Origin of the sequence: Desulfococcus sp. (assembly GCF_041737845.1) — a bacterium.
Classification (GTDB): domain Bacteria; phylum Desulfobacterota; class Desulfobacteria; order Desulfobacterales; family Desulfococcaceae; genus Desulfococcus.
In genome coordinates, this window is record NZ_JBGSQX010000008.1 from 32609 (window position 1) to 55818 (window position 23210).

The 23210-nt window shown below is 61.7% G+C and carries 23 protein-coding genes; 10 read left to right on the forward strand and 13 right to left on the reverse strand.

Translation table 11 applies throughout. The features are described 5' to 3' along the window. The first annotated feature begins 16 nt into the window (after nt 1-16). The gene (gene trxB, locus ACEW8N_RS00645; RefSeq protein ID WP_373497853.1) at nt 17-991 is read left to right on the forward strand and encodes a thioredoxin-disulfide reductase; all 975 of its coding nucleotides are present in this window, start codon (nt 17-19) and stop codon (nt 989-991) included. An 82-nt stretch (nt 992-1073) separates the two neighbouring features. Here trxB and ACEW8N_RS00650 read toward each other — a convergent pair whose 3' ends face one another. Beyond that, complete coding sequence (locus ACEW8N_RS00650) at nt 1074-1199, reverse strand: hypothetical protein (RefSeq protein WP_373497854.1); 126 nt, start codon at nt 1197-1199, stop codon at nt 1074-1076. Between the two features lie 25 nt (nt 1200-1224). Here ACEW8N_RS00650 and ACEW8N_RS00655 point away from each other — a divergent pair, with 25 nt between their 5' ends. The 5 genes from ACEW8N_RS00655 to ACEW8N_RS00675 all read left to right on the forward strand — a co-directional run bounded on the left by ACEW8N_RS00655 (nt 1225) and on the right by ACEW8N_RS00675 (nt 5034). Beyond that, nucleotides 1225-1686 carry a hypothetical protein gene (locus tag ACEW8N_RS00655; RefSeq protein WP_373497855.1) on the forward strand — a complete coding sequence of 154 codons (462 nt, stop codon included), beginning with the start codon at nt 1225-1227 and terminating at the stop codon, nt 1684-1686. A 1-nt stretch (nt 1687) separates the two neighbouring features. Then, on the forward strand, nt 1688-2203 hold the full coding sequence (gene tpx / locus ACEW8N_RS00660) for a thiol peroxidase (protein ID WP_373497856.1): 516 nt from the start codon (nt 1688-1690) through the stop codon (nt 2201-2203). A 65-nt stretch (nt 2204-2268) separates the two neighbouring features. After that, nucleotides 2269-3246 (forward strand): TRAP transporter substrate-binding protein, encoded by a 978-nt coding sequence (locus tag ACEW8N_RS00665; protein WP_373497857.1) that lies wholly within the window; start codon nt 2269-2271, stop codon nt 3244-3246. Between the two features lie 7 nt (nt 3247-3253). After that, on the forward strand, nt 3254-3757 hold the full coding sequence (locus tag ACEW8N_RS00670) for a TRAP transporter small permease (RefSeq protein ID WP_373497858.1): 504 nt from the start codon (nt 3254-3256) through the stop codon (nt 3755-3757). Next, entirely contained in the window at nt 3754-5034 is a 1281-nt protein-coding gene (locus tag ACEW8N_RS00675) for a TRAP transporter large permease (protein WP_373497859.1), read from the forward strand. Before ACEW8N_RS00670 ends, ACEW8N_RS00675 begins: the two co-directional genes overlap by 4 nt. Nucleotides 5035-5051: 17 nt before the next feature. Here ACEW8N_RS00675 and ACEW8N_RS00680 read toward each other — a convergent pair whose 3' ends face one another. From ACEW8N_RS00680 to ACEW8N_RS00700, 5 genes are read right to left on the reverse strand one after another with little or no spacing between them, the layout of a single operon-like run. After that, on the reverse strand, nt 5052-7481 hold the full coding sequence (locus ACEW8N_RS00680) for a mechanosensitive ion channel family protein (protein WP_373497860.1): 2430 nt from the start codon (nt 7479-7481) through the stop codon (nt 5052-5054). Between the two features lie 48 nt (nt 7482-7529). Beyond that, complete coding sequence (rfaD, locus tag ACEW8N_RS00685; protein WP_373497861.1) at nt 7530-8531, reverse strand: ADP-glyceromanno-heptose 6-epimerase; 1002 nt, start codon at nt 8529-8531, stop codon at nt 7530-7532. Between the two features lie 5 nt (nt 8532-8536). Continuing rightward, nucleotides 8537-9727 (reverse strand): VWA domain-containing protein, encoded by a 1191-nt coding sequence (locus tag ACEW8N_RS00690; RefSeq protein WP_373497862.1) that lies wholly within the window; start codon nt 9725-9727, stop codon nt 8537-8539. A gap of 7 nt (nt 9728-9734) precedes the next feature. Beyond that, entirely contained in the window at nt 9735-10583 is an 849-nt protein-coding gene (locus ACEW8N_RS00695; protein WP_373497863.1) for an AAA family ATPase, read from the reverse strand. Nucleotides 10584-10591: 8 nt separating this feature from the next. After that, nucleotides 10592-11653 (reverse strand): hypothetical protein, encoded by a 1062-nt coding sequence (locus ACEW8N_RS00700; RefSeq protein WP_373497864.1) that lies wholly within the window; start codon nt 11651-11653, stop codon nt 10592-10594. Between the two features lie 298 nt (nt 11654-11951). On the opposite strand from ACEW8N_RS00700, the gene ACEW8N_RS00705 reads away from it, so the two are divergent. Together ACEW8N_RS00705 and tatA are read left to right on the forward strand one after the other, a co-directional pair. Continuing rightward, complete coding sequence (locus tag ACEW8N_RS00705; RefSeq protein WP_373497865.1) at nt 11952-12356, forward strand: hypothetical protein; 405 nt, start codon at nt 11952-11954, stop codon at nt 12354-12356. 12 nt (nt 12357-12368) lie between these two features. Then, a complete protein-coding gene (gene tatA / locus ACEW8N_RS00710) occupies nt 12369-12554 on the forward strand; it encodes a twin-arginine translocase TatA/TatE family subunit (RefSeq protein ID WP_373497866.1) in 186 nt (61 codons plus the stop codon). Between the two features lie 101 nt (nt 12555-12655). On the opposite strand, the gene ACEW8N_RS00715 is transcribed toward tatA, so the two are convergent. The 7 genes from ACEW8N_RS00715 to ACEW8N_RS00745 all read right to left on the reverse strand — a co-directional run bounded on the left by ACEW8N_RS00715 (nt 12656) and on the right by ACEW8N_RS00745 (nt 20829). After that, nucleotides 12656-13654, reverse strand: coding sequence for a YhdH/YhfP family quinone oxidoreductase (locus ACEW8N_RS00715; protein WP_373497867.1), 999 nt, complete (start codon nt 13652-13654; stop codon nt 12656-12658). Nucleotides 13655-13670: 16 nt separating this feature from the next. Beyond that, nucleotides 13671-14378: an ABC transporter ATP-binding protein gene (locus ACEW8N_RS00720; protein WP_373497897.1), complete on the reverse strand. Its 708-nt coding sequence runs from the start codon at nt 14376-14378 to the stop codon at nt 13671-13673. A 14-nt stretch (nt 14379-14392) separates the two neighbouring features. Then, nucleotides 14393-15619: a high-affinity branched-chain amino acid ABC transporter permease LivM gene (livM, locus tag ACEW8N_RS00725; protein ID WP_373497868.1), complete on the reverse strand. Its 1227-nt coding sequence runs from the start codon at nt 15617-15619 to the stop codon at nt 14393-14395. After that, the gene (locus ACEW8N_RS00730) at nt 15603-16514 is read right to left on the reverse strand and encodes a branched-chain amino acid ABC transporter permease (RefSeq protein ID WP_373497869.1); all 912 of its coding nucleotides are present in this window, start codon (nt 16512-16514) and stop codon (nt 15603-15605) included. Before ACEW8N_RS00730 ends, livM begins: the two co-directional genes overlap by 17 nt. Nucleotides 16515-16604: 90 nt before the next feature. Further along, nucleotides 16605-17741, reverse strand: coding sequence for a branched-chain amino acid ABC transporter substrate-binding protein (locus tag ACEW8N_RS00735; RefSeq protein ID WP_373497870.1), 1137 nt, complete (start codon nt 17739-17741; stop codon nt 16605-16607). Between the two features lie 164 nt (nt 17742-17905). Beyond that, entirely contained in the window at nt 17906-18673 is a 768-nt protein-coding gene (locus ACEW8N_RS00740; RefSeq protein ID WP_373497871.1) for an ABC transporter ATP-binding protein, read from the reverse strand. A 488-nt stretch (nt 18674-19161) separates the two neighbouring features. Further along, nucleotides 19162-20829 (reverse strand): hypothetical protein, encoded by a 1668-nt coding sequence (locus ACEW8N_RS00745; RefSeq protein WP_373497872.1) that lies wholly within the window; start codon nt 20827-20829, stop codon nt 19162-19164. A gap of 182 nt (nt 20830-21011) precedes the next feature. Between ACEW8N_RS00745 and ACEW8N_RS00750 the strand changes: the two genes are divergently transcribed. Then, nucleotides 21012-21722: a CBS domain-containing protein gene (locus tag ACEW8N_RS00750; RefSeq protein WP_373497873.1), complete on the forward strand. Its 711-nt coding sequence runs from the start codon at nt 21012-21014 to the stop codon at nt 21720-21722. Between the two features lie 33 nt (nt 21723-21755). After that, nucleotides 21756-23168, forward strand: coding sequence for an aspartate ammonia-lyase (gene aspA, locus ACEW8N_RS00755; RefSeq protein WP_373497874.1), 1413 nt, complete (start codon nt 21756-21758; stop codon nt 23166-23168). The last annotated feature ends 42 nt before the right edge of the window (nt 23169-23210 follow it).

Consider the following 23210-nt stretch of genomic DNA (forward strand, 5'->3'; position numbering starts at 1 on the left):
GACGGAGAGGAATATCATGTCGGAAAATGGCAAGTATGATCTGGTGATTGTGGGCGGTGGTCCGGGGGGGCTCTCCGCCGGGATTTACGCCATGCGCGCGGCCTTGAAGACGGTCCTTGTCGAGAAGGGCTTAGCCGGCGGACAGGTGGCGATGTCGGATGAGGTGGAGAACTACCCGGGGTTCATCCAGGTCAGCGGGGCGGAGCTGTCCATGAAATTCGTCGAGCATGCAAAGGCCTGCGAGCTTGAAATGGTCTCCGATGAGGTGACGGCGGTCGAACCCGGCCCTGAGCACCATTTGGTCCGACTGGGCTCCGGGAAGGTCTATCAAACCCGTTCCGTGATCCTTGCAACGGGGGGCAGGCCTCGCAAACTGGGCATCCCCGGTGAGGACGAATACTACGGCAAAGGGGTTTCCTACTGCGCCGTCTGTGATGGTTTTTTCTTCAGAAACAAGACCGTCATTGTCGTGGGCGGCGGCGACACCGCGGCGGAAGAGGCCCTGTATCTTGCCAAGATCGCCAAAAAAGTTTACATCGCCCACCGGCGCGATGCCTTCCGGGCGAGCATGATCCTTCAGAAGCGGATCGAGGCCGATTGCAATATCGAGGTCCTCTGGAATACGGTCCTGACGAAGATCAACGCCGATGCATCCGGCGTCTGCGGCGCGGACCTGAAAGACATCCGGACCGGGGAAGCGCGTTCCCTGGATCTGGACGGGGCGTTTATCTTCATCGGGTTCGACCCCGAAGGCGGGATCGTGCCTGCGGGCATCAAAAAAAATGCCGACGGGTATGTGGTCACCGATGACAAATGCGAAACCCAGATTCCCGGCATCTTCGTGATCGGAGACCTCCGGGAGAAATATGCCCGGCAGATTGTCATTGCGGCTGCGGACGGGTGTACGGCGGCATTGGCGGCCGCCCATTTCGTGGAGATGAAACAGGGGCTCCCCGATGTCTGCGAAGCGCCCGCGGGCTTGTTTGAATAGCGCCTCCGGCCGGCTGCGGGAGGATTTGAATTTGACAGGCAAGCGGCGGCTCATTATGATTCTTGTTGCTATATGAAGGTTTTCAAACGGGCTTGACATGGCGGCTCCGCCCGATGCCCGTCCTCCCCGAGAGGGCCCGAGGCCGGCGCTTTTCGCGGTGCGCCGCCGGGGTCCCGTCGATGATCAGGATAAACAACAGGGTTTTCATATCTTCATATTTTCTAGGAGAGACGATGCTCATCTACGACGATACGTATTCCTGGGAAGGATGGGGGGGCAAGCTGAAGCTCGGCAGCGGCCAGTGCCGGATGAAGATTTTTGATCTGGACAAGGGAAAGCGGCAGGGGCTTGCCCACCTGAAACCCATCATTGTCGTCGTGTCGGACCTCCCCCGCGAGCTGTCGTGGACCCCGAACCAGATGACCGTCAAAAGCTGTGCCAGCCACATCGCCACCCACGTGGTGCGGGAATTCAACATCGATCCCGAGCGGATGGTCTGGGTCGAGCACTATCCGGCGACCCCCGAAGGCGACCGGGTAAGATACCCCGTCGAAGAACGCTTCGACGAAGCCACGTTCACCTGGCGAGAGGAAGGCGCGCTTCAGGGGGGCTGGAAGCCCCTGTCTCCCCCCCTGGCGGCCCTCGTCAAAAAACTGCTGGCAGAAGCACCCAACCCCAAAGAAAGAGAGGCGTGACATGAAAGAGCGTACCGGTATCGTGACCATGAAGGGAAATCCCGTAACCCTGATGGGGAAGGAGATTCAGGTGGGCGACACCGCCCCGGACGTCGAACTGACCGCCACGAATCTGTCCCCCGTCAGGCTTTCCGCCTACCGGGGGAAGGTCTGCGTGATCTCTTCGGTGCCCTCCCTGGATACCCCCGTCTGCGACATGGAGACCCGCCGTTTCAACAAGGAGGCGGCGGCATTGGGAGAAGACGTGGCCATTCTCACCGTCAGCATGGACCTCCCCTTTGCCCAGAGCCGCTGGTGCGGGGCCGCCGGGGTGGACCGTGTCGTGACCCTCTCCGACCACTGGACGGCGGAATTCGGCGAAGCCTACGGCGTCCTGATCAAGGGGATCCGGCTTCTGGCCAGGGCCGTTTTTGTCGTGGACCGGGAAGGCGTGGTCCGCTATGTCCAGACCGTGGGCGAGATCGCCAGTGAGCCGGATTATGATGCGGCCGTTGCGGCCGCCAAGAAGCTGGTCTGAAAGGTCGGAACCCGGACGAACAGCCCCAATACGGCATATCAAGCCGGCGAACAGGGAGGAAAAATATGAAACGGTGGGGTGTGTGGGCTGCGATGACCGCAGCGGTGCTCCTGGCCATGCCGGCCATGGCCGCCATGACCGTCAAACTGGGGGTGGTGACCAAACCAGGATCCGCCCAGAACATCGTCGCGGAAAAATTCAAGGAACTGGTTGAAGCGCGGACGGCCGGCGAGGTCACGGTCAAGATCTTCCACAGCGCTGCCCTGGGGAACGAGACGGAGATCCTGCAGCAGATCCAGATGGGCACGGTGGAGATGGGCGTGATCACCAGCGGCGTTTTCGACACCTTCGATCCCATCGTCCGGGTCATCGATTATCCTTTTCTGTTTGGAGACGACGCCCTGGCCGATGTGATCCTGGACGGTCCCCTGGGCGCGGAGATCCTGGCAGGCCTCGAGACCTCCGGGTTCAAGGGGCTTTGCTTCTCCGAGAACGGCTTCCGAAATCTCACCAACAGCAAGCGTCCGGTCAAGGCCGCCTCCGATGTGGACGGGCTCAAGATCCGCGTCATGGACTCCGCCATCCACAACGCCATCTGGCAGTCCATGGGTGCCAATCCCACCCCCATGCCCTGGCCCATCTATACCGAACTGGAGCAGCGGGTCATCGACGGTCAGGAAAATCCCCTGTGGGTTCTGGAGGTCTACAGGTTCTACGAGATCCAGAAATATATGACCCTGACCCGCCATGTCTACTCGCCCCATATCGACGTGGCGTCCCTCACCTGGTGGAATACCCTGAAGCCTGAGATGCAGGCGTTGCTGCAGACCGCCATGAAGGACGCCGCAGTCTTCCAGCGGGCGGACAACCGCGCCGGGGATGCCGAACGCCTCAGGATGCTCAAGGAGAAGGGGATGCAGGTAGAGGAGAATCCGGACATATCGTCTTTCCGGGAAAGGACGGATCGCCTGAAAGAGATGGACCTCTACCAGGACCCCAAGGTGAAATCCCTCTTGACCAGGATGATTGAGGCCACCCGGTGACGGGGCGTTGATTCGAAATGATTCCGCCATGAACGTCCTCGACACGATCAGCCGGCGCCTGAACCGCTGGGTCGAGGGGTCCCTCTTTGTCATGGGTTTTGGCATGGCCGCCATCGTGTCGGCCCAGGTGTTTTCGCGATACGTTTTAAACCATTCCATTTACTGGTCGGAGGAGCTGTCCCGCTACCTTCTGGTGTGGCTGACATTTCTGGGCGCATCCTCGGCCTATCGCCGGGGCATGCATCCGGGGGTTGACGTTCTGTACGCCCGCATGCCGCCCCGGTTGCGGAAAGCGGCCGCCGTCATCGTCCACGCGGCATCCATGCTCCTTTTCGGCGTCATGATCTGGTATGGGTGCCGGTTCGCCTATTTTGTCCGCCTCCAGATTTCCCCGGCCCTCTCCCTGCCCAAATGGATCCTCTTCGCCGTCGTTCCCCTGAGCGGCGCGATCCTCATGGTCCACGCCCTGGTGCGTCTTGCCCGGGATGTGAAAGGACGCGGCCCCGGATGAGCGCGGAACTCCTCCTCCTGTCGCTGGTGTTCCTCTTCGCCCTCAATGCGCCCATTGCCGTGGCCATCGGGGTGGCGTCCATCGTCGCCATCGTCTTCCAGGGCAATTTTTCTTTGATGATGGTGGTCCAGCGCATGTTCGGCGGTACGGATTCCTTCCACCTCATGGCGGTGCCGCTCTTCATGTATGCGGGGGTGATCATGGAGGCGGGGGGCATCAGCCGGCGGATCATCGATTTCGCCAACGCCCTGGTGGGGTGGCTTCCCGGGGGGCTTGCTGCGGTGACCGTGGTTTCGGCCATGTTTTTCGCGGGGATCTCGGGGTCGGCGGCGGCCGACGCGGCAGCCGTGGGCGCGGTCATGATCCCGGCCATGAAAAAATCCGGATACGAATCCGATTTCGCGGCGGCGGTCCAGGCCTCGGGCGGCGCCATCGGCGTCATCATTCCGCCGTCGATCCCCATGATCATCTTCGGGTTCCTCACCGGCGCCTCCATCAGCCAGCTATTTGCGGCGGGCATCCTGCCGGGGGTGCTGATCGGCGTTTCCCTGATCGCCGTCTCCACGGTGATTTCACGCCGTCGGGGCTACGGCGCCACGTGCCGGTTCTCTTTGGCCGAGATCCGGCGGACGTTCCGGCGGGCACTCCTGGCCCTGGGGGCGCCTTTGATCATCCTGGGGGGGATCCTCTTCGGCATCTTCACCGCGACGGAATCCGCCGCCGTGGCCGTGGTCTACGCCCTGTTCGTGGGCATGGCCGTTTACCGGAAGATCACCCTGAAGGACCTCTTTCCCATCTTCCGGGACGGCTCCGTCACCGCGTCCATCGTGATGTTCATCATCGCCACGGCGTCGGTTTTCAGCTGGATCGCCGCCATCGAAGACATTCCGGCAAGGCTTTCGGGGGTCCTGCTCTCCGTGACGGCCGATCCGGTGCTCCTGCTCCTCCTGGTCAACGCGGTGCTGCTCGTCGCCGGTACCTTCGTGGAAACCACGGCGGCGCTGATCCTGCTCGTACCCATGATCACGTCGATGCTGCCCGCCATGGGGATCGACATCATCCAACTCGGGGCCATCGTGGTCACCAACCTGGCCATCGGCATGCTGACGCCGCCCATGGGCATCTGCCTCATCGTCTCCGGGTCGATCTCGGGGGATTCCCTTACGGCCGTCAGCCGCCGGGTGCTGCCGTTTCTGGCGGTTCTGATCGCGGATCTCCTGGTGATCACATTCTTTTCCCCGATCACCATGTGGCCTGCGGGGCTGGTCGCCAAATAGGCAGCCCGCCGGGCGGATCACTTTTTCTTTTTCGACGCCTCCTCCGCTAATTTTGCCAGTTCTTCCTCCTCGTCCTGAAGCACCTTCATGGCGGCTGCGGATGCGGCCTGGGCCAGATACGGGTCCACCCCGCCGGGCGCCGTCGATTTTCCCCCGGAAGCGGGCGTACCGCCTCCCTGGGTCATCTCCGGCGGGAAATAGACGGTGACGTTTCGGTGGGCGAATTCGATGCCGGCCTTCCGGAATTTTTCCTGGAGGAGCCGGTAGACCTCTCTTTGGATGATGAACTGTTCCCCCGGGATGCTCTTGAATTTCACGCGCATGACCATGGCGGAATCGTCCAGGGACTTCACGCCCTGGGACTTGATCTTGCTCAGCAGGGACTTGCCGATTTCCGGATCCTTCCGAATCTCCTCGTCGATTTTCTTGATGATCTTGCGCACCTGGTCCACGTCCGTGTCGTACCGGACCTGGAAGTTGAGCTTGGTGATGATGTAGTCGCGGCTGAAATTGGTGACCGAACTGAGGTCGCCGAAGGGGATGGTGTTGATCATGCCCCGGGGGTGCCGGAGCCGCATGGACCTCAGGGAGATCTGTTCCACCGTGCCCTTCATACTGCCCGATTCGACGTAATCGCCGATGCGGAAGGCGTCGTCCATCAGGAAGAAGATGCCCGAAATGATGTCCTTGACCAGGGTCTGGGCGCCGAATCCGATGGCCAGGCCGAAGATGCCGGCGCCGGCGATAAGTGGCCCGATGTTGACCCCCAGGGACGACAGGATGGTGAGCCCGACAAAAACGACGAGCACCATGAGGATGAATTTCCGGAGCAGCAGCAGGAGCGTCCCGCTCCGGGAGCCTCCCGCGCCCCCCTCGTCATCCATTTCATCGTGACCCGCCGGCATCTCCTCCTTGATCTTCCGGTCGATCCAGGCCTTGGCGAACTCCCAGGTACCATATCCCAGAAGAAGGATCAGCAGACTGCTGAACAGCGATCTTGTCACCTCCCGGCCGAAGGGCCAGTCGATTCCCCACAGACGAAGCATGAGGAACAGGAACAGGGCGACCAGAAGCACGTGGAACCCCTTCCGGATCAGGGGAATGTATCGCCCGATGGCCAGGGACTCCTCGGACGGAAAATCAACGGCCGGCAGGTCTTTTCGGGGCTCGCCCTCTTCCGTCTCCCCCGGGGGCTCGCTGAGGTCGATGGTGCTGGCGACCCGAACGAAGGCGATGCGGAAGAGCCTCTGACACCCGTAATTGAGGAGCAGGAAAACCGGGACGCTGAGGAAGCTCAGGATCAGCCGGTTGACCAGGTTTTCGGCGCCGCTCAGCATGCCGATCTCCCAGAAGAGGGCGATGCAGACCAGAAAGAAAAGGACCGGGATGTACCAGTGCTTCACAAGCCTTTCCTGGAGCGCGCTCGGTTCCTCCTCCGCAGAAAAGTAATTTTCCCGAATGGCGGCGGCGATCGGTTCGCGGCGCCGGATCACCATGACGGCCGCCAGGACGACCACCGACAGCCCCGCCAGGTTGTAAAGAATGAGATGGACATGGGCGCCTGGATCGACCAGTTCGAACAGGCTGCTGGTGACGCCCAGGAAGATGGCCGTGACGGCGATGAAGACCGTCCATCGGAAGAGGTACCGGGCGCCCGCGTCGCTCACGGGAAAAAACCGGAGGATGGGATTTTTCGGGGAAAGGATGAAGACCAGGATGAGGATGATCAGCCGCACGTAATAGGCGCCGAGAAGGTAGACGACGGTGAACAAACGGGTAGTGCCCGTCTTTTCATAGAACAGGATATATACCAGGAAGGTCGACAGGATAAAGATCAGGGCGCCTGCGATTTCGAGAGAAAGGTTAAGCATGATCCGCCATGCCTTTCGGACATGGCCCGAAGGCGGGGCGTTCGCCAGGGTCTGCCGCATGCCGGCCGTCCAGCGGTGGAAGAGCCATTCGGCAACCGCGCCCGAGAATATCAGGAGGAGGACCCCCATGCTCATCATCAAAATGGCCGAAACACCCCGGCCCCCGGTGAGGCGGTGGGCCAGCCGCGGCAATTCGTCCGGCGACGCCAGGGTGCCGCTCAGGAAGGCGTCGAGACGGGTATTGAGGGAGGACATGACGCCTTCCGCCTGACGGAAGATCTTGACAAGAACGCGGCGTTTCGGGGCCGGCGCTTCGGCCGTCTCCGGAACGGGAGGCGCTTTTTGATCGACGGTCTTTTGGATCTTGGCTTCGATCAGCCGGCCGAGAAGGGCGTCGATTTCCGTGTCGCTCAGGTCTTTCAGGGGATCTTCCGACGCGGCGTCGGCGCTGTTCCGGGCGTCCTTGACGGCCTTCATTGCGGCCGGGGATGCGGCCCCCGCGGTCTGGGCGAGCAGGCTGAACAGCATCAGGATGCCCATCGAAAACCCCAGGGTATTTCTCATTAGACGGCTCATACGACCTCCTTTGAGATGTTCATGGGATGACCATTGGCGTGAGGGTGTTTACGGGCTTATGCCCCTGTCGGCGTCCGGCTCCAGGTGGCCGCCGGCCGCAAGATATTTCCGGACGTATTCCCGGATGGCCTCCTCGAGGGGCATGCAGACATGGGCGCAGCCGGCATCCCGAAGCCGGGACGTGTCGGCGCAGGTGTAATACTGGTATTTTCCCCTGAGGGCTTCGGGCATGGGGACATACTCGATATTCAAGGGCTTTCCCGCTGCCGAAAAGAGGGCCCGGGCCACGTCGTTCCAGGACCGGGCCGTTCCCGTGCCGATATTGAAGAGGCCGTTGACCTCGGGGTGATCGAGAAAGAAGAGGGTCATGGCGACGGCGTCGGCCACATAGATGAAGTCGCGAAGCTGTTCGCCGTCTCCGTAGTCGCTCCGGTGGGATTTGAAGAGCCGGATTCTGCCCTCGTCCCGGACGCCGGGATAGGCCTTGTTGACGACGCTCCGCATCTCCCCCTTGTGGTATTCGTTGGGGCCGTAGACGTTGAAGTACTTGAGGCCCGCCATGTGGTCCAGCCAGCCCTCCCGGCGGGCCAGGAGGTCGAAGAGGTGCTTCGAATACCCGTACATGTTGAGGGGCCGCAGATGGTGGAGGGCCGCTGCGTCGTCCCTGTAGCCGTGTTCCCCGGCGCCGTAAGTGGCCGCGCTGGAGGCGTAGATGAAGCGGCAGTCGCGCCGGCCGACCTGCCACCGGGCGATCCGGGCGGTGTACCGGTAGTTGTTTTCCATGAGAAAATCGGCGTTCCGCTCGGTGGTGGCGGAGCAGGCCCCCAGGTGGAAGATGGCCCGGATGTCGCCACCGAAGGCGTTTTTTTCGAGCCTCTCGATGAAATCGCCCCGGTCGAGGTAGTCGAGATACCTCAGGGGTACCAGGTTCTTCCATTTTTCCGATTCCCCCAGGTGGTCGACGATCAACAGGTCGTCGATCCCCCGGCGGTTGAGCTGACAGGCAATGGCGCTTCCGATGAATCCCGCGCCGCCGGTGATCACAATCATATTCTTCATTTTCCCGATAAATGCGCCACGGCCTTCTCCAGGCCGTCAATGGACAGTTCGAACATTGGGAAGATCTGCCCGATCATGGTGATGGTGCGGGTGTATCCCCACATCCGCTCCGGCACGGGATTGAGCCACGCCGACCGGGGGAAGGTCTCCGTCAGGAACCGGAGCTGTTCGATGCTGGGCCTGCCGCTCCGCTCCTCCAGGTGGATCGATCCGTCCGCCGTCATGAGCTCGTAGGGGGCCATGCTCGCATCCCCCACGACGATGAGGCGGGTTTCCGGGTCGAACCGCGCGAACTCCGAAACCCGCTGGGCCTTTTTGTAGCGGGCCGCATCCGCCCAGACATTGTCGTAGATCGTGTTGTGGAAAAAATAGGTTGTCAGCTCCTTGAACTGGGCCCGGGCATAATTGAAAAGCGTCTGGACCACCGGGATGTAAGGGTCCATGGACCACCCGCCGTTGTCGATGGCGAGAATGATCTTGAGGCGGTCCTTCAGGCTCTGCTCGAAGACGATCTCGATCTCGCCCGCGTTCTTCATGGTCTGGTAGATGGTCTCGTCCACGTTGACCTGGTCTTTGGGGCCGGCGGGCACCAGGTTCCGGAGCCGCTTCAGGGCCTCGCCCATCATGGCCTGGGTCAGGGGGCCCTCCAGGGAGTAGTCCCGGTAGCGGCGGTCCATGGCCACCTTGACGGCGGACCGGTTTCGGGAGACCCCGCCCACCCGCATCCCGCCGGGGTGGTATCCGGAATGGCCCACCGGGGAGGTGCCGCCGGTCCCGATCCATTTGCTTCCGCCGTGGTGGGCTTCGGTCTGCTCCTTGAGGCGCTCTTTGAAATACTGGATCAGCTCGTCGGGCGACATCCCGGCGAGGGTGGATTCCTCCTCGCCCAGGGCCCTGGCCAGCTCCCGTGGGTTTTTCAGCCACTGCTCGAGGAGGAGGCGGGCCATGTCGTCGAGCTCGAAGCCGCCGGCGTCGGGGAGATCGGCGCCCGCAAAGTGGTGGGCGAAGACCTGGTCGAAGATGTCGAAATACCGCTCGCTCTTGACCAGGATCGCCCGGGCGGCCGTGTAGAACTCGTTCAGGGAGTGGATCATTCCGCCGGCGAGGGCCTTGTGAAGCGTCAGGAAGGCCGTGGGGCTGACGGGGACCCCCGAGCTTTTGAGCAGGTAGAAGAAGTCGACGAACATGGGCGCCTTAGAAAAGCTTCCGGCGGCTCGTGAAATTGAGCGCCCGCTGGTAGTCCCCGCTCTTCTTGAAGAGCACGCCCAGGTAGGGGACCTCCCCCTTCTGGAGCTTTTTCGGCGTGAAATCCGGGTCGGCCCGGAGGGCCCGGATCCAGTTGATGAGTTCCCGGGTGGCCGGCTTCTTCTCCACGGCGTCCAGCTCCCTCAGGCCGTAAAAAGCGGTGATGGCGCCTTCCATGAGGTTTTCCTCGATGCCGGGGAAATGGACCGCGATGATCTTGCGCATCATTTTGGGGTCCGGGAAGGCGATGTGGTGAAAATTGCACCGGCCCAGGAACGGGTCGGAGAGGTCCTTCTTGGCGTTGGAGGTGATGATGATAACGGGCCGGTGGCGGGTCTGGACGGTTTTGTCGATTTCGATGATGTCGAAGGCCATCTGGTCCAGGACGTCCAGCATGTCGTCCTGGAAATCGGTGTCGGCCTTGTCGATCTCGTCGATGAGGAGGACCGTCCGCCGCTCGGCCGTGAAGGCCTGGCCGATCTTGCCCATGGAAATATATTCCTCGATGTTGCTGACGTCCCGGCGGGAGTCGCCGAAGCGGCTGTCGTTGAGCCGCGTGAGGGTGTCGTACTGGTAAAGCGCGCTCACCAGCTTCATGCTCGATTTGACGTTCAGAACGATGAGCGGCATGTCGAGGCTCTCCGCGATGGCGTGGGCGAGCATGGTTTTGCCCGTGCCCGGCTCCCCCTTCAGCAGGAGGGGCATCTCTAAGGCCATGGAGATGTTGACGATGCTCGCCAGTTCGTCATCCAAAATGTAGCGGTTGGCGCCGCTGAACTGTGGTCCGGTCTCTGTCATCAATCCCCTCACTCTCCTCTCAGTCTTCTGGAAACCGCCCGGGTCAGCTCGAGGACGCGGACGGCATGATCCCGGCTCAGGGAACCGGTGCCGCAGCTCGGTGTGATGAGCGTCTGCGCGAGGATGCGGCTCCGATCGAACCCCAGTGCCTGGACCTGCCTGGCCTGGGCTTCCCATCGCGATACCAGGGAATCTACGGTTTCGGAGGCGACGGCGTCGCTGGTGGGGACGATCCCCCAGGCGATGATCCGCCCCTCCTCGATGAACCGACGGACCGCCTTTTCATAGAGAATGAAGCGGTCGAAATAGCTGTAGGCGTCGAAATTGACGATGTCCACCGCCGTATCCATGATCAGGTCCCATTCGGTGTTGGCGCAGATGTGTATGCCGGCCATGCCGCCCTCGGCATGGACGGCGTCGGCCACCTCGCCTACGGCGCCGGTCACGTCGGCCTTGGAAATGCTGATGAATTCCGACGACCCGAACCCCGCCAGGGCCGGCTCATCGATGAACAGGATGACGGGGCGGCCGAAGCGGGCCATCCGCCGGACCTGCCACCGGGCGTTCAGGGCCAGCAGCTTGACGGCCGCGTCCCGGAGCTGTTCGTCGTAGAACACGGCCCGGCCGGCCTGGTCCTTGACGGCGGTGGTGAAGGTGACGGGGCCCGTCACCTGGCCTTTCAAAGCGGCCGGCGGCGTACCCAGGGCCGCCACATGCGAAAGAAAGACGTAAAAGCCCCGGGCCGTGTCCGGCGCGAAGGCGAACCGGGTCCCGTCGAGGTCGGCGCCGCCTTCCGCCACAGCCAGGTAGTCCTCGTAAAATTCGGCCAGGGACGCCGAAAAATCCTCCGCAGAGGTATCGATGCACCGCCTTCCGCCCACCGTCGAAAGCCCCGGAAGCCCCGGCATGAACTGGGCGATCATTCCTTCCTCCGGGTAGGTCGGGAGCTGGACCCACAGGGGAATGTCAGGGGTGTGGCTGAAGACCAGCCGGGCCGCCTCCTCGTGATCGTCCAGAGGGAGGCTGCCGATGAGCACCGGGAGCCCTCCCGGCCGGAATGTCTCTTCCATGCGTGTTGTCGCCTTTCTGTAACGGTTGTCTCGGATCGAGAGGTCTGACCCGCGATCTTTCCGTAAAACCCACAATCATTACCATTCAGGCGGAATTTTGACAAGAATAGATTATTTGACACTGACCCATCGCGGTGGTATGTTTTATATATTAAGGAAAACATGGCCGTTTCGGCCATGATGGCTTGAGACCAACGGATGCTGATTTTGGCGGGGAAGACGCCCGGGTCAAGGCCCTGCACACGGGAATGCAGCCAATATCCTTGTCCTGAAGTCCATACCAGCGGTTGAGGTCGACATGGCGGATATCATCTCTCTGAAGAACAGGGTGCAGGAGACCCGGGAAAAAAAGATGGCCGCCGACAGGCTGCGCAAGCTTCAGGCCGTCAGAAGCGTGCTTCAGGAAGCCAAGGGGATTCTCACCTGTGAAAAGTGCCATCATGAACTCGATGAGGCGTCCCTGCACCGGGAGCGTGATCCGAGGGTGCCCTATCTTTTCTGTGAAAGCTGTGCCGAGGAATACGTCGACTACATCGAACGGCTCCAGGGAAGAGGCGACAAGATGTGCTACTGGAGAAACCGGCAATGGTTTGACATCTGGAAACGGTGGATTGAATACCGCGGGACGATCGACACCTTTCTGCGGTCGAAGGAATTTAGGCGGCTTCTGGAGGAGCTGAAACAGGTGGGGCCTTTTGAATAGGAGGAGTGATCTATGTTTGGAATTGGCATGCCGGAACTAATTGTTATCCTGGTGATTATCCTGATCATATTCGGTGCGGGCAAGCTGCCCGAGATCGGCGCCGGGATGGGGAAGGCCATCCGCAATTTTAAATCCGCCACATCTGAATCCGGGAAGGATGAAAAAGAGAAAATCGAGGACAAGAAAGACGTGTCCTGATGTAGCCTTTTGACCGCACCCCCGTTCGATGCCGTTTTGAAAGCAAAGCGACCGCTGTCCGGCCCGCGGCCGCTTTTTCTATGCCTTCCGGCTGGGCGGCGTCAGGCGTCCAGATTGATGATGACCCGGCCTTTCTGCCGGCCCTGAAGGATGCACTCGATGTCGGCATCCAGGTCGGCAAGGGAGATTTCCCTGGCCAGCCCGTCGAGACCGCCCGGTTTCCACTCCCCCGCCAGCCGCTCCCACACCCGGACGCGGGTGTCCATGGGGCAGTTCTGGGAGTCGATCCCGATCAGCTTCACGCCCCTCAGGATAAACGGGAACACGGTGATGGGCAGGTCCGGAGAGGCGACGTTTCCGCAGCAGGTCACGGTGCCGTTCAGGTTCGTCGACTTGATGGCCGTGGCCAGGATCTCCCCGCCGACCGTATCGACCACCCCGGCCCACCTCCCCTTGAGCAGGGGTTTTCCGCTGGTGTCCAGCACCGCCTCCCTGGAGAGGACCTCCCGGGCGCCGATCCCTTTCAGGAAGCTTGCCTCGTCGGTTTTCCCGGTGGCGGCCACAACCGTGTAGCCCAGCCCGGCCAGCATCGCCACCGCCAGGCTCCCGACGCCGCCCGTGGCGCCGGTCACCAGGATTTCCCCCCGGTCCTTCGGGGTGGTATGGGTGAGGTGAAGAAGGGAGAGGCCTGCCGTGAACCCGGCGGTTCCATAAATCATGCTTTCTCTCAGGCTGAGGCCGGACGGCAGCGGGACCACCCAGGCGGCCGGCACCCGGATATACTGACCGAAGCCGCCGGAGGTGTTCATGCCGAGGTCGTAGCTGGTGACGATGACCTCGTCGCCGGCCCTGATGGCCCCGGCGCCGCTCTCTTCGACGATGCCGGCCGCATCGATCCCCGGCGTATGGGGATATCTGCGGGTGACCCCCCGGTTTCCGGCGGCGGAAAGGGCGTCCTTGTAGTTGAGGGACGAATACCTGACCCGCACCAGCACCTCGCCCTCGGGCAGATCGCTTATAGCGCGGTCGGTAATGGTCCGTGCAAACCGGTTCGGTTCGACCTCTTCCACCCAAATCGCTTTGAATCGCTTGTCTTCCATGCCGTCCCCCTTTCTTCTATTCCCCCAGATAGGCCTTCCGGATCTCGGGGTTGTGCATCAGGGCATCGGCCCGGTCTTCCATGATGATCCGTCCGGTTTCCAGCACGTAGCCCCGCCGGGCGGTCTGAAGGGCCAGGTTGGCGTTCTGCTCCACCAGGAGAATCGTGGTGCCCCGGGTCGTGTTGATGTCGTTGATGATGTCGAAGATCTTCTGGACGATGAGGGGCGCCAGCCCCAGGGAGGGTTCGTCTAAGAGGAGCACCTGGGGCCGGCTCATCAGCGCCCTCCCGATGGCCAGCATCTGCTGCTCTCCGCCCGAGAGGGTTCCGCCGTGCTGCCTGCGCCGGTCCTTGAGGATGGGGAACAGGCCGTAGACCGTTTCAAAATCGGCTTCGATTTCCGTCCGGTCTCGTCGGTAAAAGGCCCCGAGCGCCAGGTTCTCGTCGACCGTGAGGCGCGGGAAGATCCGCCTGCCCTCGGGCACCTGGCAGAGGCCCATGGGCGGCAGCTTTTCCGGGGGCGTGCCGTGGATGGCCCGTCCCTTGTAAAAGATCTCTCCGCTGTCGATGGGCAGGACGCCGCTGGTCGCCATGAGGGTGGTCGATTTGCCGGCGCCGTTGGCGCCGATCATGGCGACGATCTCCCCGGGGAAGACCTGGATGGAGATCCCCTTGAGGGCCTGAATCCGGCCGTAGCTCGTATGGACGTTTTTCAGCTCCAGAATCGGTTCCACGGGGCTTATCCCTCCCTCTCTTCGGATCGCGTCCCCATCCGTTTGGCCGGGATCAAGCCGGAGGGCCGGAAGAGCATCATCACCACCATGGCCAGGCCGAAGGCCAGCATGCGGTAGGTTTCAAACTCACGGAAGACCTCGGGCAGGACGATCAGGGCCGCCGCGCCCAGGATGATGCCGGGAATGGACCCCATCCCTCCCAGGACGACCATGCTGAGGACCATGGCGGACTCGATGAATGTGAAGCTTTCCGGGCTGACGAACCGCATGCGGGCGCAGAAAAAGGCCCCGGCAAGTCCGGCGAAGAGGGCGCCCATGGCGTAGGCCAGCAGTTTGAGCCGAAAGGTGTTGACCCCCATGAGTTCTGCCGCGGTCTCGTCCTCGCGGATCGATTCCCAGGCCCTTCCGATCCGCGAATGGTTGAGGCGCCTGACGGCGACGATGGTGAGGACGGCCAGGATGAGGGCGATGTAGTAAAGGTAGTGGAGCTTCTTGATGGGAAAGAGCACGAAGCTGAACCCGGATTCGAAGTCCGGAAGGTAGATCTCGGGCGGATGGATGCCCATAAGGCCGTTGGGTCCGTTGGTGAGGGTCATCCAGTTGTTGAGGATGATCCGGACGATCTCGCCGAAGCCCAGGGTCACGATGGCCAGGTAGTCGCCCCGCATCCTCAGGGTCGGGTAGCCGATGATGCACCCGGCGATGCAGGCCAGGGCCGCGGCAATGGGGAGGCAGACCCAGAACGACATGCCGTAGTGGAGGTTGAGGAGGGCGTAGGTGTATGCGCCCACGCCGTAAAAGGCGATGTAGCCGAGATCGAGCATGCCTGCAAGCCCCACCACCACGTTGAGCCCGAGCCCCAGGCAGATGTAGATCATGACATTGGTGGCCACATCCTGGGCATATCGGCCCGTGAAGAAGGGATAGAGGAAGGCCAAACCCAGGAGCGCGGCGAGCCAGACCGGGACGGGGACGGCCGCGAGCAGCCGGGAGGCCTGCTTGAAGGCCTCAGGGAACACCCCGCCTATGGGTCTCAGCGCGTTGCCCTTTTTCAGAATATAGACGAGCAGGCAGGCGACGGACGCCGCGGCGATATACAGCCAGGCGGTAAGCGTCGTACTGAAGGAGAGGGTCCCGTCCGGATGAATGCCCAGCAGCGGCCACAGCAGCCCCAGCAGCCACAGCAGGCCGATGGTATAGTTTTTCCAGATTTTTTTAAACTCGTGTATCATCGATATTCTCGCCCATGATCCCCGTTGGCTTGTAGTAGAGCACGGCAATCAGGATGATGAAGGCGAAGACGTCCTTGTACTGGCCGGAGATATAGCCCGCCCCGAAGATTTCCACCATCCCGATGACGAGTCCGCCCAGCATGGCGCCCGTGATGTTGCCAATGCCCCCCAGCACCGCGGCGGCAAAGGCCTTGATTCCCGGAAGAAACCCCATGTCGTAGCGGACGGAACCGTAATAGAGGCCCACCATGATCCCCGCCGCGGCCGCCAGCCCCGCGCCGATGGCGAAGGTCAGGGAGATGATCCGGTTGCTGCTGATGGAGACCAGGGAGGACATGACCTTGTCCTGGGCCGTGGCCCGCATGGCGATGCCGATTTTGGTCCGGAATACCAGAAGATTGAGACCGATCAGCAGCACCACCGTCATGGAGAGGATCATGACCCGGAGGTAGCTGATGGTAATCGTGCCCAGGGTGAAGCCGCCCTGGAACAGTTCGCTGGGGTAGGCCTTGTCGTAGACGCCCTGGGTGAGCATCAGCGCGTTGCTTAAAAAGATGGACATGCCGAGGGCCGAAAGGAGCACCGCGAGCCTCGGCTGACGGCGGAGGGGCTTGTAGGCCACCTTCTCGACGCCGATGGCGAGAAAGGCGCAGTAGCCCATGGTGAGGGCGAAAGCGGCAATGAGGCAGAGGATGGGGTGGGTTTCCAGAAACCCCCGGCCGGTGAAGTAGCTGAGAAGGATGACGCCGACATACCCGCCCGCGGCGAAGAACTCGCCGTGGGCGAAATTGATCAGCTGGATCACGCCGTAAACCATGGTGTACCCGAGAGCGATCAGGGCGTACAATCCCCCCAGGGTGAGACCGTTGATCAGTTGCTGAATGAAGTAATCCATAGGCCCGCTTTTCAGACGCGATTCGGGGTGAACAGGAGACCGGCGGCCGCCCCGCCGGTTAAGCACAGGGCGGCCGCATGGAAGCGCCGTTTACTTGATCAGCCCTATTGCGGGGTCCCAGTAAGGCACGAACTTGCCGTTCTCGATTTTAAAGGCGATGTAGGTGGATCCGGAGTCGCCGTTCTCCTTGAACTTGATGTGCTTGGATGCGCCCTGGAAATCCATTTTCATGATCTCGGCCTTGAGCTTGGCGGGGTCGGTGTTGCCGGCGGCCTTGATGGCCTTGAGCAGCACAGTGGTCGCGTCATAGCTATAGGTGGCGTAGGCGGCGATGGGGCCGTATTTGGGGACGTACATCTGTTCGAAGGCCTTGTATTCCGGGGTGTTGGGATCCGTGAAACCATAGGTCAGATAGATGCCTTCGGCGGCTTCCTTGGCCACCTCCATGAATTTCGGCTGATACATGGCGTCCTGAGTCACGATCTGGGAGGTGACGCCCAGGCGCTTGGCCTGGATCGCCATGAGCGCGCCGGGGGAGTATCCCTGAAGGGACATGTAGAGGATGTCGGCGTTGATGGCTTTGGCCTTGGTCAGCACCGCCGAAAAATCCTTGTCGCCCTGGTTGACGTGGTCGTGGCCCAGCACCTCGATGCCGACCTGTTTGCAGGCTTTTTCGACGCCGTCAGCCAGCCCCTGGCTGTAGGTGGTCTTGTCGTCGATGATGAAAATGGTCTTTGCGCCCAGGGATTCCTTCATGAATTTGGCCGAGGCGGGGGCCTGGTCGTCATCCCGTCCGCAGAGGCGGAACATGTAAGGAAGGCCCCGGTCGGTCACCATCTCGTTGGTCGAGGCGGGGGTCAGCATGGGGATGTTCTCCTCCGCGAGGGCTTCCGAGGCGGGGATGGTGGAGGAGGAGCAGTAGGCGCCGATCACGCCCACGACCTCCAGATTGATCAGCTTGTTGGCCGCGGCCACCGCCTGCTTGGGGTCACAGGCCGTATCCTGGGGAAAGAGCTCGATCTTGTCGTAGCCGGGGATGCCGCCTTCCTTCGCGAAGACCTCGATGGCCGTGAGCGCGCCGTTCTTGATGTCCGTGCCGTCCGAGGCATAGGGGCCGGTCAGGGGGCTCAGGGAGCCGATCTTCAGGGTTTTTGCAGCGGCGCCGCCCAGGATGAACGGGACCAGGACACATCCCAGTACCACTGCCTTCAAGAATCTTTTCTTCATTTGCATTGCCCTCCTTAGTGAGAATGTTTGACGTTCACGCTTTGACGGTTCCGTAAAAAGGCCGAGATCAAGGCTTGCGAATCCCGAGGAATGAGGCGTACTTATAGTACGACGCAGTGACAAGGGATACGCGTAACGCAGATATCGGCCTTTTTACGGAACCGTCATGCTTTGGCCGGTTGACCCAGATAAGCTTCAATCACCTTGGGGTTTCGCTGGATCTCTTCAGGCTTTCCCTCGGCGATCTTCACGCCCCGATCAACGCAGACGATCCGGGTGCAGACCCCCATCACAACCTTCATATCATGCTCGACCAGAAGCACATCGATGCCCAGGTCGGATATCCTTCCAATGTCTTTCATCAATTCGGAGCTTTCGGACGGGTTCATGCCGGCGGCGGGTTCGTCCAGGAGCAGCACCCTGGGGTCCGATGCCAGGGCACGCGCGATCTCCAGGCGGCGCTGCAGGCCGTAAGGCAGGTTTTCGGCAACCGTGTCCGCGAACGCGTCCACGCCCATGAATGTCAGGGCCTCCTTGGCGCGCGCCTCGATGGCCCGCTCCTCCGTCCGCTGGGACCGGGTTTTGAAAACAGCGCCGACCACCCCCTTTTTGGAGCGGCAGTGCCGGGCGACCATGGCGTTTTCCACCGCCGTCATCTTGGAGAAAAGGCGGATGTTCTGAAAGGTCCTGGCGACGCCCCTGGAAAAGATTTCATGGGGGCTTCGGCCCAGGAGGCTTTCCCCCTCGAACCGGAAGTCTCCCCGGGCCGGCTTGTATACGCCCGTCAATACGTTGAAAACCGTGGTTTTTCCGGCGCCGTTGGGGCCGATGAGACCGACGATCTCCCCGGACCGGATATCGAAGCTCAACTCCGACAGCGCCTTCAACCCGCCGAACTTTACGGTGATATCCTGAAGTTCTAGATGTGCCATGATTCCCGCTGGTTTCCTGGGTTGTCCTGAGCGCTGGGGCCGTGGGTCCCGGGCCTTTTCTCCGTCATCGGGCGCGACGCGCCGGGGCCGCGGGGGATCTCCGGGCTTCCCGCCGTCTCCCGGATCACTGCCGCCAGCCGGGGCCCGCGATGCGGGGTGAGGGGGAGAGCCATCCAGCCTGGAAATCCGAAAGCGTGCACCCAACCCTTTGATGAACTCGCAAAAAGTTCGAGGTCAAGACCTGCGAATCCCGAGGAATGAGGCGTACTTAAAGTGCGCCGCAATGACGGGGAATGAAGCATAACGCGGATATCGGACTTTTTGCGGAACCGTGAAGCCTTAATGGTCTGACCATTTACTATACCCCGGGATACCGTGTCAAGCATTTTTCACTACACGAAAAGCGTGCAACCCGCCGGATTTGAAAGCCGTTTCCGCCCGAACCAGGGGGGACGCGCTGACCGGAACGGCGCCCATTCCAGGCCGCTCTATCCGCCGGTGCCCAGGCCCGCCCCCCGGCGCCGGCAGGCCTCGGCGAAATCCTCGGGGTAATGGCCGTTGATCCAACGGAGCTGCGCCTCGGTGAAGGAGCCGGGGGAATAGGGGAGCTTGGGCAGAAAGCAATAGAGCAGCCGCTGATCGGTATCGGCCGAGTCGAAGCGCCTGGACCCTTCGAAGGTCGTGATCATGCGCGCGCCCATCCGTTCCAGCACGGTGACGGCAATCCACATGGCCCGGTCGAGGGAGGCCCGCGTCCCGGGGTCGGCCTCCAGGATGTGCCCCACCGGCCGCCGGGTCATCAACTGGAGCTCCCACGGGGATGTCTGGGCTTTGGGCGCAAAAAGCAGCACCGCCTCGTCCTGGTGGACGATGAGGCTCTCCGGCCGGTCTGTCCGCCCGTCCAGCCTTCGGTTGTTCTGGATGGCGCGGAGGTAGGCCGAGAAAAAATCGATGTGATGGCGGTGCTTGAAGCGGGCGGTGAAGTCCGCGATCAGGTCCCCGAAGGCGAAGGTATCCGGAAGCCGGCCCCCGGCATCGCCCGCACCCGCCGAAGCGGTCGTCTCCACCCGGGAGAAGGCGCCCGGAATCATGGCGTACTGCTGGTGGACCTGCTGATGGGAGGCGTGGAGCCGGTAGCCGCTGGGCGAGAGGTCGAACCCGAAGTTCCATCCCCACAGGGTGGCGGTGAAGTCCAGGCGTTCGCGGTTTTCCGGCGAGGAAAGGGCGTCCAGAATCTCTCGTCGCAACCGCTCCAGATCCTCCACCGACATGGTTTTTCGGCCGGCGGGCACGGCGATGCCGAGTTCTTCGGCCACCCGGGCGTAAGTTCGCTGGTAGTAGAGGTGCCGCATGCCGACGATGTCTTTTTGCGAGAGATCGCAGGCCCGGTATCGAGCCGCGTCGTTGGCCATGTTGGCGGCATAGTGGCCCCAGGGGATGTAGCTGTTCCGGCGGAGATACTCAAAGATGTGGGTTCTGCCGCCGTCGGCCCGGACCTCGCCGACGATCTCGCTGGATCCCTGAGCCCCCGGACGCAGGACCATCACCTCCCGATAGTCCTCGGGCAGATGGATGTTGTTGGCCAGAACCTCGTGCAGGGTAGGGTCCAGGATCCTGGCCGACGGTTTTCCCTGTGGGTCCCGCTCATAGCGCAGGCCCGTGGGCCGGCCTGTCTCCGGGTCCGTTTCGAATTCACAGCAGTGCCGGGCGATCCGGACCAGGTCGCCGGGGTCCGTGCCGTTTGCGGCAAGGGCCAGGAGCACGGGGCTTGGCAGGATCCCGAACAGAGTGTCGAGCCTCGCGGGGGAGATGTCCTCGCCCAGCCATGTCCGGACGGCTTCGGACAGGGAGACGGCGGGCCTCTCCGGGAGCGATATGGCCCATGGGTCTTCGGCCAGCCGGTCGGCGCTCCGTTTGATGATGAAGGTGGCGCCCCGGAACGGGAACGGGTTGGCGATCTCGAAGATGGCGTCCGCGTGAGGTTCTGTGACGTCTCCGGGCGGGAAATTGGCTATGTTTCGGACGTCGGTGCCGTCGTCGCAGGCGCCCAGGGCGGCTACAGGGTCGGTCTCCCGGAAATTGCTGACGTGGAAGCCCGGCTCGTGAATGCCGACGGCAAAGCCTCCGCCGGGGGTGACGCAGGTTTTCAGGGTCATGGAACCGTACCTCAGGGGTGATGAATACGCATGCACGATGAAAATGCTCTTTTTCCCCAATAGCATATTGGCTCGTTCAGTCAAGTGGGACGTCATCCGTCGGTACGCATCACTTTTTCTTTTGTTCATTTTTGCCGAAATTTGTTATGTTAAAAGGAAAAATCAGCGAGGGAGGATGCACCATGCTCGTGAAAAACTGGATGAGCCGGCGGTTGATCACCGTCGACATCGACGCTTCCATGGCGGATGCCGTCAAATTGATGAAAACCAACGATATTCACCTGCTGCCGGTGGTCGATAAGGAGAAGCTCTCCGGCGTCGTCACCGACAGGGACATCAAACGGGCGTCCGCATCCGATGCCACGGCCCTCGAGATGTATGAACTCATCTACCTGCTTTCCAAGATCACGGTGCGCAGCATCATGACACGGAAGGTGATCAGCCTGGCCCCCGTCATGACCGTCGAGGAGGCCGCGGAGATCCTCATGAAGCACAAGATTTCCGGGGCGCCGGTCGTCGATGAGAACGGGGTGATCCTGGGGGTCATCACCAAAAGCGATCTTTTCAGGATGCTGATTTCCCTCACCGGGCTGCCGAACCGGGGAATCCAGTTCGCCCTCAAGGTGAAAAACCGGCCCGGGGTGATTCAGGATCTCGTCGAGATTTTCGGGAAATATGAGGGGCAGCTCGTCAACGTCCTGATCTCCCACAAACCGACAACCGATGAGAAATTCATCAAGGTTTATTTTCGACTCTTCGGCCTCGACCGATCGAAACTGGCCGCCTTGAAGGAGGACCTCCTGGAAAAGGCGTCCCTGCTCTATCTTGTCGACTATTTCGAAAACAGGCGGGAAATCTACGACGCCGACGGCGACTTGGCCGGGCGGACCTGAGCCCGCGGGATTTCTATTGCAAAGGAGGGCGGGATGGCAGAAAAACAGACGCGCATCGAACATGATTTTTTGGGGGAGATGGAGATCCCCAACGACGTTTACTACGGGGTCCAGACCCTCAGGGCCGTCGAGAATTTCAGGATTACGGACATTCCGATCTCCATCGAGCCCAAGATGATGAAGGCCCTGGGATATGTGAAAAAGGCCGCTGCCATGGCCAACATGGACCTGGGGGTCCTGCCCGGGGAGATCGGCGATGCGATCCTCAAGGCCTGCGACGCGGTGATCGCCGGAGAGCTGGACGGCCAGTTCGTGGTGGACGCCGTCCAGGGCGGCGCCGGCACCTCCACCAACATGAACGCCAACGAGGTGATCGCCAACAAGGCACTGGAGATCCTGGGCCACGAGAAGGGGCGGTATGACATCATCCACCCCAACAACCACATCAACTGTTCCCAGTCCACCAACGACGCCTATCCCACGGCCTTCCGGACGGCCCTGCTGCTCATCATCCCGAAGCTGACGGACGCCATGACCTCCCTGTCCGGGGCGTTTCGGGAGAAGGCCGGGGAGTTCAGCGATGTTCTCAAGATGGGGCGCACCCAGCTTCAGGACGCGGTCCCCATGACCCTGGGCCAGGAGTTCGGGGCCTTCGCCACCACCATCGCCGAGGATGTGGAGCGCCTCAAGACGGTCAAGGAGCTGTTCTACGAGGTGAACCTGGGGGCGACCGCCATCGGCACGGGCATCAACGCGCCGTCCGGCTACCGGGCCCTGGCCGTCGATTATCTCGCCCAGCTCACGAGCCTCCCCATGAAAAGCTCCGCCGACCTGATCGAGGCCACCTGGGACACCGGGGCCTACGTGCAGCTCTCCGGTGTGCTCCGGCGGATCGCGGTCAAGCTCTCCAAGATCTGCAACGACCTGCGCCTGCTCTCCTCCGGCCCCCGGGCCGGGTTCAACGAGATCAACCTCCCGAAGATGCAGCCGGGCTCTTCGATCATGCCGGGCAAGGTCAATCCGGTTATCCCCGAGGTGGTCAACCAGATCGCCTTCAAGGTCATCGGCATGGACGTGACCGTGACCCTGGCCTCGGAGGCCGGTCAGCTCCAGCTCAACGTCATGGAGCCGGTCATCGCCTTCGACCTGTTCGTCATGCTCGAGATGCTCCAGCGGGGCTGCCGGGTGCTGGAGAGCAAGTGCATCCGGGGCATCACCGCCAACCGGGAGCGGTGCATGGAGCTCGTGCTGGGCAGCATCGGCATCGTGACGGCCCTGAACCCCATCATCGGCTACGAGGCGTCGGCCGCCATCGCCAAGGAGGCCCTGGAAACCGGCCGGTCGGTCCATGATCTCGCCCTGGAAAAAGGGCTCATCGACAAGGAGAAGCTCGAAGAGATCTTCTCGGTCAAGAACCTCATGAACCCCAAGTTTTTCCGGAAATGACAGCATTGAAGCCTCAAGCGTTATATCTGAAAAAAGGAGTTG